Genomic DNA, 12,620 nt, shown 5'->3' on the forward strand with positions numbered 1-12,620 from the left:
AACCTGTGGATACTACCACAACAGGCCGTTTTCCGCCTCCCTTTACGGGGATTTTACCGGCACAAATCAGGAACTTAGGGCCCCATACCGCCCCTGTAGAGCCGAGCCCATGCTCGGCTGCGCGAAATCAGTAGATCCACGCCGTGCGTGGATGAGGCCTGCCTGGGGTCAGAGCCCTTTCCTGCGAAAAGGGATCCGACCCCGGGACCTTCCTGCCCGCCTCAGCCGCCGAAGGCGGTGCGCATGTTCCCGGCGGTCGGGTTCAGGATGACCCCGCGCTCGGTCACGATGGCGTCGATCAGCTCGCCCGGGGTGACGTCGAACACCGGGTTCCAGGCAGCAATGCCCTCGGCGACGGTACGGGTACCCCCCACGCCGTACAGCTCGCCCGGGTCGCGCTGCTCGATCTCGATCTGGCTGCCGTCCACGGTCTCCATGTCCACGGTCGAGGACGGTGCGACCACCATGAACTTGACGCCGTGGTGGCGGGCGGCGATGGCCAGCTGGTAGGTGCCGATCTTGTTGGCGGTATCGCCATTGGCGCAGATGCGGTCCGCGCCCACGATCACCCATTGCACGGCGCCGGTCTTCATCAGGTGCGAGGCAGCCGAATCGGCGATCAGGGTGGCATCGATGCCGTCCTGCTGCAGTTCCCACACGGTCAGGCGTGCCCCCTGCAGCCACGGCCGGGTCTCGCCGGCGAACACGCGGGCGATGCGGTGCTGGGCCATGCCGGCGCGGATCACGCCCAGCGCGGTACCGAACCCCGCAGTGGCCAGCGAGCCGGTATTGCAGTGGGTCAGCACGCCGCTGCCAGCCTCGATCAGGCCCGCGCCCAGTGCACCCATGTGGCGGTTGGCGGCCAGGTCTTCCTCGGCGATGGCCTGCGCTTCCGATTCCAGCAACGCCTTCCAGTCGGCGCCGGCGGCGTTCAGGCAACGGCGCATGCGCGCCAGCGCCCAGGCCAGGTTGACCGCAGTCGGGCGCGATGCATTGAGGCGCTGCAGGGCCGGTTCCAGCTGCTGCAGGGCGTGCGCACCATCGGCGGCCTGCACCTCGCGTGCAGCCAGCACGACACCCCAGGCAGCGGCAATGCCGATCGCCGGCGCGCCACGCACGGTCAATGCGTGGATCGCGCTGGCAACCTCGTCGCTGTCATGGCAGACCACGTGCTCGACCACGAACGGCAGCTTGCGCTGGTCCAGCAGTTGCAGGGCATCGCCGGTCCACAGGATCGGGCGGATGTGGTCGTAACGGGCGTAGTCGATGTCAGAGGCAGTGTTCATGGGCCCATTGTAGGGCCACGCCCCGCAGGGTTGGAGCCTGCCCGGGCTCAATTCACCGAGAATTCGGCGCGGCAGCCGCCGTCCACCCAGATCCCGTTGCGGCTCCAGCCCCAGGTACTGCCTTCCTCGCAGGGCGTGCTGGACAGCTGCTCGGAGACCACGGCGCCAACCGAGATGCTGGCACCGCAGAAGCGCCGCTTCTTCGACTTCGATTCGCAGGTCAGGCGGCGCGGCATGTCGACGAAGCGGCCATCGTCATCGGCCACTTCGAAGTCACCCTGGCAGCCACGGCTGGTCCAGACTTCATTGCGCTTGTAGCCCCAGCCCTGCCCTTCGCGGCACGGCAACACCGACAACTGGCGCAGCAGGCGCACCGGCGCGCCATCGAGTCGTACCGGGCAACTCTGCGGACGGCCATTGGACTCGCAGCGCACCACACGGCGCACCAGGCGCTTGCCCGAGCTGTCAGCCGGCGGCGCCGCGCCCGCTGCGCGCCGGGCGCGGAACTCGGCACGGCAGCCCAGGGTGACCCACACACCACTGCGGTCAGTGCCCCACTCGCTGCCGCGGATGCAGCTGTTGCTGGACAGCTGGCGCACCAGGTCGACGCCGTTGGCAACCTCGATATCGCAGTGCACCCAACCCATGTCGCGTGATTCGCAGGTCACCACTTCATCGTCGTAGCCCACCTGCTGGGCCGACGCCGGCGACGGCAGCCAGGCACCCCAGAGCGCAATGGAGTACACCGGTGCAGCGACAACCGCGAACCACTTGACCAAAGCCTTCCCCAGCAGGAATGGATGAACTGGATGCCAGTGTCCGGCATTGGCCGTGATAAGAGCATCATCGTGCTTACCGACGCAAGCGCACCGAACCCGCGTTTCGTTCAGCCTGCGATGTTCAGCAACACGCGGGGATCACGCGTGGGCGAAGTCGTAGGCCAGCACATCGGCGATGCGTGGCGTGCGGTTCATCGCCATCAACAGGCGATCGACACCCACCGCCACGCCGGCACAGGCAGGCATCGACGGCAACGCCGACAGCAGTGCCTCGTCCACGGCCGGCTGCACCTGTCCACGTTCGTGGCGGCGCTGCTGGTCACGCTGGAACCGGGCGCGCTGCTCGTGGGCGTCGTTCAGTTCGTGATAGCCGTTGGCCAGCTCCACTGCACCCAGGTACAGCTCGAAACGCTCGGCCAGCGGCGGCGTGCCCGGACGGATGCGGGCCAGCGCGGCCTGGCTGGCCGGCCAGTCATGCACCACGGTCATCACCGCGTCATCGAACTGCGGCTGGATGTGGTGGGTCATCAACAGGTCCAGCCAGTCATCACGGGTCAACCCGACCGGGTCGATGTGCACGTCGCCAAGTGCAACACGCAGCGCGGCTTCATCGGCCTCGAACGGATCCAGGCCCACGTGCTGCTGGAACAGCTCGCGGTAACTCAACACACGCAGCGTTGCACGGCGTCCGACCAGGGCCAGCGCCTGGCCGACCAACTCGGCGGTTTCCTCCATCAACCGGTGGTGGTCCCAGCCGACCCGATACCACTCCAGCATGGTGAATTCCGGGTTGTGGCGGCCACCGGCCTCGCCGTTGCGGAACACCCGGCCCAGTTCGTAGCAGTCGCCCACACCGGCCGCCAGCAGGCGCTTGAGCGGATATTCCGGCGAAGTGCGCAGCCAGCGACGACGGCCACCGGCATCGACATGGCCGGTGAAATCGGTATGGAAGCTGTCGATGTTCGGCTCGGTGTTGCCTGCCACCGACAGGATCGGCGTTTCCACCTCCAGCACATCGCGCTCGGCGAAGAAGCGGCGCACCAGCGCGTTGAGCGTGGCGCGCTGCTGCAGCGCGCGCAGCAGGGCCTCGCTCACAGGATGCCCTCCGGGCGCGGATGGTCGAGCGGCAGGGTCAGCAGATCGCGGGTGTCGTCGATGTAGCCGCTGGCCAGGTACAGGCGGCGGGCCAGTTCGTTGTGGTGGTTCACCTCCAGGCGCAGGCGGCTGACACCACGCCCGCGAGCGCGCTGTTCACAGATGGCCAGCGCCTGCTTGCCGCGACCACGACCGCGCGCGCGATGACTCAGGTACAGCTCGTCCAGCAGCATGAAGTGGCCGCCCTGCTCCAGGCTGAAGCCCATCGCGATCACCGCGTAGCCGACCACCTCGCCCGCCTCGTCCAGCCACAGCAGCACTTCGCCATTGCGCGGATCGGCCAGCAGCGCGTCCACGCCGCGACGCACGCGCGCGTCATCGAAGTCGATCCTGTCTTCGGCGTAGAACTCGCGCATCAACGCGATCAACAGTTCTTCGTCGGCACGGGTGGCCAGGCGGAAATCCAGCGGGGCGGTCTGCATCGGTGTTCCTTTGTCTTTCATGCCGGGCGCCAGGCACCCGGCGGGTCATCATTCGTGTTCGGCGAGGTAGGCCAGCAGGCGGTCTTCGTCCCACACCGGCACGCCCAGCGATTGCGCCTTGTCCAGCTTGGAGCCGGCCTCGGTGCCGGCGACCACGAAGCTGGTCTTCTTCGACACGCTGCCGGAAACCTTGGCACCCAGCGCTTCCAGGCGTTCCTTGGCGGCATCGCGGGTGAGCTGGGCCAGGGTGCCGGTCAGCACCACGGTCTGCCCATCCAGCGGGCCGGCCACGATCTCGGCCAGCGCCGGCGCCTTGGCCAGGATCTGCTGCATCGCCTTCTCGGCTGCCAGCAGCATCGCGCCATGGCCATCGGCATCGAGCCAGTCGGCCAGACCGCGCGCAGTGTCGTCCGGCAGGCCGGCGTTGACGAACTGGCCATGCTCGGCATCCAGCACCGCCTGGGCACCCGGCAAGGCAGCCACCAGCTTCTCCGCACGCAGGCGGGTGATGCCGGGGATTTCCGATTCGACCAGCAGTTGCGCCAGATCCAGGCCTTCGCGCAGCTTGGCACTGGGCGCGTGCACATCACTGATGCGCACCTGCCCGACCTGCAGCAGGTCGTCGATGGCCTGCTGGTTGCCCTGCTGCTCGAAGAAATGGCCGAGAGAACGCGCCACTTCGCCACCGATGTCCGGCACGCGCTTGAACAACGGCCATGGCAGGTGGCGGATCAGTTCCAGGTCACCGAACCACTGCGCCAGCGCCTTGGCCGTGCTCTCGCCGACGTGCTCGATGCCAAGCGCGAACAGCAGGCGCTCCAGCGTGGCTGCGCGACTGGCGTCGATTGCCGCGATCAGGTTGTCGGCCCATCTGGTGGCGATCTTCTTCGTGTTCCATTCGAAGCTGGCCGGCTGTGCCAGCGCCTGCGCGCGCCACGCCGGATCGTTGCCATCCAGCTTGAGCACCGCATTGAGCACCGCGCCGCTGCCTTCTGCCGGCAGGTGCAGCTTCAGCGCGGCGGCCAGTGCGGAAGGGTCCTCGGCATCCAGCACCAGCTTCAGATGCAACAGCTGGTCGCGGTTGAGCCGGTACAGATCGGCCACGCTCCTGACGATGCCGGCGTCGACCAGGGTTTCGATGTACTTGTCGCCGAGGCCGTCGATATCCATCGCACGGCGCGAAGCGAAATGGGCAATGGCCTCCTTGCGCTGCGCAGGGCAGGACAGTTCGCCCGAACAGCGCCACGCAGCTGCACCTTCCTCGCGCACGATTTCCGAGCCGCACACCGGGCAGCGCGTCGGCATCTGCCAGGGCGAGGTGCCCTGTGGACGGCGGTCGAGGATGACGCTGACCACTTCCGGAATCACGTCGCCAGCACGTCGCACGATCACGCTGTCACCGACACGCACATCGAGACGCGCGATCTGATCGGCATTGTGCAACGTGGCATTGGACACGATCACGCCGGCCACAGCCACCGGTGCCAGCCGCGCGACCGGCGTGGCGGCACCGGTGCGGCCGATCTGGATCTCGATCGCCTCCACCGTTGTGCTCTGTTCCTGCGCCGGGAACTTGTGCGCGATGGCCCAGCGCGGTGCACGCGAGACAAAACCCATGGCCTGCTGGCCGGCGCGGTCATCCAGCTTGTAGACCACACCATCGATGTCGAACGGCAGGCCATCGCGACGCTCGCCGATGTCACGGTAGTAGCCGAGCAGGCCGTCGGCGCCTTGCACCACCTTGCACAACCCGCTGACCGGGAAGCCCCAGGCGCCGAGCTGGGCCAGTGTGCCCGAATGGGTGTCCGGCAGCTCGCCGCCCTGCACTTCACCGGTGCCGTAGGCGAAGAAACTCAGCCGGCGCTGCGCACTGATCTTCGGATCGAGCTGGCGCAGTGAACCCGCTGCCGCGTTGCGCGGGTTGGCCAGCACCTTGCCGCCCTGCTGGCGCGCACGTTCGTTGTAGGCCTCGAAATCGGCGCGGGCCATGTACACCTCGCCACGCACCTCCAGCACATCCGGCCAGTCCTTGCCGTGCAGGCGCTTGGGAACATCGCCGATTTCACGCAGGTTGGCGGTCACGTCCTCGCCGGTACTGCCATCACCGCGGGTTGCGCCGAGTACGAAATGACCGTCCTCGTAGCGCAGGCTGATCGCCAGGCCATCCATCTTCGGTTCGGCCGAGAACTGCAGGCTGCGGCGGCCCAGGCGCTCATCGATGCGGCGCACGAAGTCGGCCACTTCCTCATCGCTGAAGGCATTGGACAGCGACAGCATCGGCACCGCATGGCGCACTTCGGGGAAGCGGCCGGACGGGCGTGCACCGACCTGTTGGGTCGGGCTGTCGGCACGGGCCAGTTCCGGGTGCTCGCGCTCCAACGCTTCCAGCTCGCGCACCATCCGGTCGTAGTCGACGTCGGGGATCTCCGGCGCGTCCAGCTCGTGGTAGGCGCGGTTGGCCTGGGCGATCTGCCGGCGGAGATCTTCGGCGCGTTCGGCGGGGCTGGGGCTCATCGGGATCCGGTGGTTCTGGGATGGCCGGGGATTCTACCGCGCCCGGCCGTCAGGCCCTGTAACGCCCCGCCCTTGCAGCGTCGAGCGTGCTCGACGGGCACTCCCCGCTCCGGTAGGTGCCAACCTTGGTTGGCACGTCTGTAGTCGAGCATGGCTCGACGCCACAAAAAGCACCTTGCCGCCCGCTCACGTCGGCGCTAGCGTGCGACGGCCCCATCGGAATCCTGCCCATGACCCTGCCTGACTCCCGTAGACGCTTCCTGCAGCTGGCCGGTGCCAGCCTTGCCGTCGCCGGCAGCGGCCTGCCGCTGCGTGGCCAGGCCCAATCCGCGGCCACCGTCGGTGCGGCCCCTGCCGAAGGCGCGGTACTCCTGAACTTCAACGAATGCCCCTACGGCCCCTCCCCCGCTGCCCAGCAGGCGGCGCGCGACAGCATCGCCAGCTGCGGCCGCTACCGCTTCGCCCTGGCGGCACAGGTGCGCGATGCCTTCATCGAGCAGGCCCGTATCCCGGCCGACCATGTGCGCCTCTATCCGGGCTCGAGCGAACCGTTGAACCGCGCCGCCACGTTGTGGACCGGCCCGCAGGCGGGACTGGTGGTGGCCGACCCCACCTTCGAGACCCTGGGCGAGGTCGCTGCCGCACATGGTGCACACGTGCAGAAGGTGCCGCTGCGCAATGACGGCGCACACGACCTGCGTGCGATGGTCGCAGCCGCGCATGCGCGCCCGACCGGGCTGCTGTACGTGTGCAATCCGAACAACCCGACCGGTTCGATCAGCCCACCGGATGAGCTCGCCTGGCTGCTGGCCCACAAGCCTGCTTCCACCCGCGTGCTGGTCGACGAGGCCTACCTGCAATACAGCGAGCAGCCCAGCCTGATCGCGCAGGTGGCGCAGCGCGACGATCTGATCGTACTGCGTACCTTCTCCAAGCTGTACGGCATGGCCGGCCTGCGCCTGGGCCTGGCGGCCGCACATCCCGAGCGTCTGCGCGAGCTGGCCAGCCCCGGCGACAACCCGCTACCGGTGCCCGCGCTGGCGGCGGCGCTGGCCAGCCTGCAGGATCCGCAGCTGATTCCGCAGCGTCGCCTGCAGAACGCCAAGGTGCGCCAGGCCACCATCGCATGGCTGGGCAAGCGTGGTTTCAGCTGCCTGCCGTCGGAAGCGAACTGCTTCGTGGTCGACGTGCAACGCGACGGCAGCACGTTCGCCAAGGCGATGGCCGACAACGGTGTGGTGATCGGGCGCAGCTGGCCGATCTGGCCGCAGCACGTGCGCGTGACCGTCGGCAGCGAGGACGAGATGGCCGCGTTCCGCCGCGCGTTTGCCAAGGTGGCCGGCGTACCGGCGTAGACCCCATCCACGCATGGCGTGGATCTACTGTTGTGGGTGCCGACCGTTGGTCGGGGTGGGTGCCGACTGTTGGTCGGGGTGGGTGCCGACCGTTGGTCGGCACGCCATGGCGCTCACCAGCGCGGGGTCTTGGTCAGCGGCGGCGCCTGGTGCTGGCGGTCGTAGGCGCGCAGTTCGTCACGGATGTGCGCGATGCGCTGGCGACCCAGGGCGTTGCGGCTGTCATCCAGCACCACGCCATCCAGCAGTTCGGCCATGCGCTGCACCGTCGGCAGCATCTTCTCCCAGGCATCCAGCGCGGTCAGCGGCGCCGGCAGGGTCAGGAAGAAGGCGATGGCCGGGGTTTCCATGGCACGGATGTTGGCCATGTCGAAGCTGCCTGGCTTCATGATGCTGGCCATCGAGAAGATCGGCCCGCGCTCGGGATGGCCTTCCACCAGACGGTGGAACACGTTCATGTGGCCGAACACCAGGCCGGTCTTCTCCGCCGCTACCACGATGTCTTCGCCGCGCAGCTGCTCACCGGCCCGGGCGGCCACGAACAGCGAAACGATCTTGTCGAAATCCTGGGTGGCGCGCTTGCCGAGATCGCTGGCGCCCGGGTCGGTATCACCCAGGCCGAGTTCGGCCTGTTCGCCTTCCGTGCCCATGCCCGGTTCGACGCGGCCATCGGCCACGACAACGCCGTCCTCGCCCAATACCGGTTCGCGGCGCTCGCCGCTGGCCGGTTCCGCGCTTTCCACGCGGCGTCCCTGGGGCTTCTTCTTCGGACGGCCAAACAGGAAGATCGCGGCGATCAACAGCAGGCCGGCGGCCAGGATGCCGATGCGCAACAGTGCCGTGTCGGACATTCGATAGGTTCTCCGGCTAGTTCATTCAGGTAACTAGGATGGCACGTCAGGCCGCGCCCGCCAATCGCGCGGCTTCTTCCAGGTCCACGCTGACCAGGCGGCTGACGCCCGGTTCACGCATGGTCACGCCCGAGAGCTGGTGCGCGGCCTCCATCGTCGCCTTGTTGTGGCTGACGAACAGGAACTGCACCTTCTCGCTCATTTCCTTGACCATGTTGGCCAGCCGGCCGACGTTGGCTTCGTCCAGCGGCGCGTCCACCTCGTCCAGCAGGCAGAATGGCGCGGGGTTCAGCTGGAAGATGGCGAACACCAGCGCCACTGCCGTCATCGCCTTCTCGCCGCCGGACAGCAGCGAGATGCTGGACACGCGCTTGCCCGGCGGGCGCGCCATGATGGTCACACCGGTGTCGAGCAGGTCTTCACCGGTCAGCTCCAGGTAGGCGTGGCCGCCACCGAACAGGCGCGGGTACAGCGCCTGCACGCCAGCATTGACGCGGTCGAAGGTGTCCTTGAAACGGCCGCGGGTCTCGCGGTCGATCTTGCGGATGGCATCCTCGAGGGTTTCCAGCGCCGTAGTCAGGTCGGCGTGCTGCGAATCCAGGTAATCCGAGCGCTGCGAAGCCTCGCCGTACTCGTGGATGGCGGCCAGGTTGACCGGCTCCAGCCGGCGCATGCGTGCGTCGATCTGATGCACGGCCTGCTCCCAGTCGCCCAGGCGCGCATCCTCGGGCAGTGCGTTGAGCACGTCCTGCAGCACGAAGCCGGCCTTTTCCACCGCCGCCTGCAGGGTGTCCGCGCTGAGCACCAGTGCCTGCTGGTCCAGCTTGCGCTGCGAAATACGCTCGCGCTGGGCCAGCGCCTGTTCGTCACGCTGGTGACGGGTCTGCTCGTAATTGCGCAGCTCGGCGTCGATGCCGTCCAGCAACGTACGCGCTTCGGTCAGCACGCGATCCGCCCGCACGCGCTCTTCCAGTGCATTCTGGTGCTCGGCCTGCAACGATTCGACCGGCGAATCACCTTCGTCCAGCTGTGAATGCAGCTCGCCCAGCCGCGAATCCAGCTGCCCGCGCTGGGTGCCCATGCGCTCCAGCGCCTGGCTCAACGAGGCCAGCTGCGCACGCTGCGATTCCAGGGTCAGGGCCAGCGAATGCGAGCGCTCGCGCACTGCACGGGCAGCATCGCGGGCCAGGTCGCGCGCCTCGGTCAGCTGGCGGCGCTCGCCCTCCAGCCGCTGCCGGGTCGACTCCAGGTCACCCATGCTGCTGACCGCGTTCTCCAACCGCGAGCGCGCTTCGCGCGCCTGCGCGTTGTTGGCTTCAATCGTTTCCTGCAGTTGCTTCAGCTCGCCTTCGATGCGGTCGATGCGCGTGCGTGCAGCCTCTACCTTGCCCTGCTGGCCCTGCAGCTGGCCAGCCAGCTCGGACACCGCGCGATGGGCCTGGTACAGCGCACGCTGCGCGTCTTCGCGCTGCTGTTCAGCCGCCTGCAGCTGCTCGCGGAAACCGGCCAGCTGTTCTTCCAGCTCGGCCTCGCGGTCCTGCAGCTGCTCGATCTGCTCGCGCAGCTCGTTGATCTCGCGTTCGCGCAGCAGAGCGCCCTGCTGGGCTGCACCGGAGCGCGACACGCGCAGCCAGCCCTGGCCCAGGCGCTCGCCGCTCTGGGTGATGATCGAATCGCCTTCCGGAAGGCTGGCCTGCAGGGCCTTCGCCTCGGACAGGTCCTTGGCACCATGCAGGTGCGCCAGCAGGCGACGGATCGCCGCCGGGCCACGCACGCGTGCGGCCAGCGACGTCGGTGCAGCCTTGACCTCGGCATCCGCGCTGGCGACCAGCGCAATGTGGCCGTCGCCGAGTTCGCCGAGGGCGTTGACCAGGCTGCCCGGGTCATCGACCAGCACGCCTTCGATCAGCTGGCCGAGCGCACTTTCCACCGCGTTTTCCCAACCGGCATCGACGTCCAGGCGTTCGCCGACACGTGCCGCCGAATCCAGCCCGCGCGCCTTCAGCCACGCGACGGCCGCGCCCTGCTCCTGGCCCAGCGCGGCCTGCTGCAGGGTTTCCAGCGAGGCCAGGCGACCGCGCAGGCCGTTGGCCTGCTTGCGCAGTTCGGCCAGTTCGTTCTGGCCATTGCGCTGCTGTTCCTGCACGGCCGCCACGCCCTGCTTGCGCAGCTCGACGTCTTCGCTCAGTTCATCCAGCGCGGCCTTCTGCGTGTCGTGCTGCAGGTGCAGCTGCTCGAAGGCTTCTTCCAGCGCGTCCACGTCCAGCCCGGCGCGCTCGGCGGCCAGGGCCTCGCGACGCCGGTCGGCGTCGAGGATCTGCTTGTCCAGGTAGTCCACGCGCGTGCGCTCGACATCACCGGCGCGCGACGCCTCCGAACTCTGCGAGGTGTGCTGCTCCCAGCGCTGCTGCCAACTGGCCAGCCGGTCTTCGGCCTCGCGCAGGCTTTCCTGCTTGATCTCGTTCTCTTCCTGCAGCGCTTCCAGCTGCGGGGTGGCGGCCTCCACTGCCTCGCGCAGCACCCTCAGTTTAGCCTCGTCGCCGCTGATGTGCTGGCCCAGTTCGGCCAGGGCCTGCTGGGTTTCATCGCGCGCCTTGTGCAGGCGCTGCGACAGCTCGCGCTGGTGCTGGATCTGCTGTTCCAGGCGCGCCAGCGTGCTGCCGACCTGGTAGACCGCGGCCTGCGCGGTGTTGAGCGCGTCGGCGGCCTCTTCGCGCCGCGCGCGCGAGGTCTCGATGCGGGCCTCGGCATCACGCTGGTCGGCGATCAGCTGCTGCAGCTTGGTCTCTTCCTGCGACAGGCCTTCGCGCAGCTTCGACAGGCGACCGTCGAGACCACGGAATTCCAGCGCCTTCCACTCGGCATCCTTGATCCGGCGCTCTTCCTGCAGGGCCTGGTACTGCTCGGCCTGCCTGGCCTGGCGCTTGAGGTGTTCGAGCTGCTTGCTGATCTCGTCGCGCAGGTCGCCCAGCCGGTCCAGGTTCTCGCGGGTGTGGCGGATGCGGGTCTCGGTCTCCTTGCGGCGCTCCTTGTACTTGGAGATGCCGGCTGCCTCTTCCAGGTACACGCGCAGGTCTTCCGGGCGCGCCTCGATGATCTGGCTGATCATGCCCTGCTCGATGATCGAGTAGCTGCGCGGGCCCAGGCCGGTGCCGAGGAACAGGTCGGTGATGTCGCGACGGCGGCACTTGGTGCCGTTGAGGTAATAGTTGCTGGTGCCGTCGCGGCTGACCGTGCGCTTGACCGAGATTTCGTTGAACGAGGCGTACTCGCCGGAAATCGTGTGGTCGGAGTTGTCGAAGATCAGCTCGACGGTAGCCTGCGAGACCGGCTTGCGGGCATTGGACCCGGAGAAGATCACGTCGGTCAGCGAGTCGCCACGCAGGCGGCTGGCCGAACTCTCGCCCATGACCCAGCGCACGGCATCGATGATGTTCGACTTGCCGCAGCCATTGGGGCCCACCACGCCGGTCATGTTGGTCGGCAGGTGCAGGGTGGTCGGATCGACGAACGACTTGAAGCCGGACAGCTTGATCGTGGAAAGACGCATAGGGGTTCCGGACTGGGGCCGGCAAGCGGCCTGCGTTTACCCTCCAAGTCATTGATCCTGCTGGGATCGATGCCCGTGGAACGGGTGTGACGCCCTGAGTATACCGATGTGGCCGTGTTCTACGAATGGGCGTGGAACATTGTCCAGCCCACCCTGTCAGCCGGACGTGGCCGCACGCCACGAAACGGAACCATAAAACAAAACGGGCACCCTTGCGGGCGCCCGTTCTGCGGTGATGCCAGGCCTTGCGGCGTGGGATCAGGCTTCGGCGACGACGACGACCTTGACGGTGGTCTCGACGTCGGCGTGCAGGTGGATCAGCACGTCGTACTCGCCGATGTTGCGGAAGGCACCTTCGCCCAGGATGACTTCGCTCTTGCTGACCGGCAGGCCGGCAGCGGTGAAGGCATCGGCGATTTCGCGGGCGCCGACCGAGCCGTACAGCTTGCCTTCGGTCGAAGCGTTGGCCGGGATGGTCACGCTCGCGCCGTCCAGCTTGGCCTTGCGGGCGTCAGCGTCGGCGTGGATGGCCTGGGCCTTGGCTTCGTATTCGGCGCGCTTGGCTTCGAACTCGGCCTTGTTGCTCTCGGTGGCCGGAACGGCCTTGCCCTGCGGCACGAGGAAGTTACGGCCGTAGCCCGGCTTCACGTCGACCAGGTCGCCCAGGTTGCCGAGGTTGGTGACTTTCTGCAGGAGGATCAGCTGCAT

The 12,620-nt window shown here is 67.7% G+C and carries 9 protein-coding genes; 1 reads left to right on the forward strand and 8 read right to left on the reverse strand.

Annotation, left to right across the window (positions count from 1 at the left end):
• Positions 1–221 precede the first annotated feature (221 nt).
• The 5 genes from mtnA to ligA form a co-directional block, all read right to left on the reverse strand.
• Complete coding sequence (gene mtnA / locus VG561_RS04845) at positions 222–1,286, reverse strand: S-methyl-5-thioribose-1-phosphate isomerase (protein ID WP_014647652.1); 1,065 nt, start codon at positions 1,284–1,286, stop codon at positions 222–224.
• 47 nt (positions 1,287–1,333) lie between these two features.
• The gene (locus tag VG561_RS04850; RefSeq protein WP_014647653.1) at positions 1,334–2,065 is read right to left on the reverse strand and encodes a DUF3011 domain-containing protein; all 732 of its coding nucleotides are present in this window, start codon (positions 2,063–2,065) and stop codon (positions 1,334–1,336) included.
• Positions 2,066–2,203: 138 nt separating this feature from the next.
• Positions 2,204–3,160 (reverse strand): EF-P lysine aminoacylase EpmA, encoded by a 957-nt coding sequence (gene epmA / locus VG561_RS04855; RefSeq protein WP_014647654.1) that lies wholly within the window; start codon positions 3,158–3,160, stop codon positions 2,204–2,206.
• Positions 3,157–3,642 carry a GNAT family N-acetyltransferase gene (locus tag VG561_RS04860; protein WP_010480482.1) on the reverse strand — a complete coding sequence of 162 codons (486 nt, stop codon included), beginning with the start codon at positions 3,640–3,642 and terminating at the stop codon, positions 3,157–3,159. The genes epmA and VG561_RS04860 overlap by 4 nt, the downstream gene beginning before the upstream one ends.
• Before the next feature lie 48 nt (positions 3,643–3,690).
• Positions 3,691–6,162, reverse strand: coding sequence for an NAD-dependent DNA ligase LigA (ligA, locus tag VG561_RS04865; RefSeq protein WP_185741890.1), 2,472 nt, complete (start codon positions 6,160–6,162; stop codon positions 3,691–3,693).
• A gap of 224 nt (positions 6,163–6,386) precedes the next feature.
• Here ligA and VG561_RS04870 point away from each other — a divergent pair, with 224 nt between their 5' ends.
• Complete coding sequence (locus VG561_RS04870) at positions 6,387–7,511, forward strand: pyridoxal phosphate-dependent aminotransferase (protein WP_049420860.1); 1,125 nt, start codon at positions 6,387–6,389, stop codon at positions 7,509–7,511.
• 113 nt (positions 7,512–7,624) lie between these two features.
• Here the strand turns inward: VG561_RS04870 and zipA are convergent, their stop codons facing one another.
• The 3 genes from zipA to rplI all read right to left on the reverse strand — a co-directional run bounded on the left by zipA (position 7,625) and on the right by rplI (position 12,620).
• Positions 7,625–8,362, reverse strand: coding sequence for a cell division protein ZipA (gene zipA, locus VG561_RS04875; protein ID WP_014647658.1), 738 nt, complete (start codon positions 8,360–8,362; stop codon positions 7,625–7,627).
• A gap of 46 nt (positions 8,363–8,408) precedes the next feature.
• On the reverse strand, positions 8,409–11,912 hold the full coding sequence (gene smc, locus VG561_RS04880; RefSeq protein WP_423179420.1) for a chromosome segregation protein SMC: 3,504 nt from the start codon (positions 11,910–11,912) through the stop codon (positions 8,409–8,411).
• 258 nt (positions 11,913–12,170) lie between these two features.
• Entirely contained in the window at positions 12,171–12,620 is a 450-nt protein-coding gene (gene rplI, locus VG561_RS04885) for a 50S ribosomal protein L9 (protein WP_014647660.1), read from the reverse strand.

This window comes from Stenotrophomonas sp. CASM110 (genome assembly GCF_049384345.1).
In the GTDB taxonomy this organism is placed as follows: Bacteria; Pseudomonadota; Gammaproteobacteria; order Xanthomonadales; family Xanthomonadaceae; genus Stenotrophomonas; species Stenotrophomonas muris.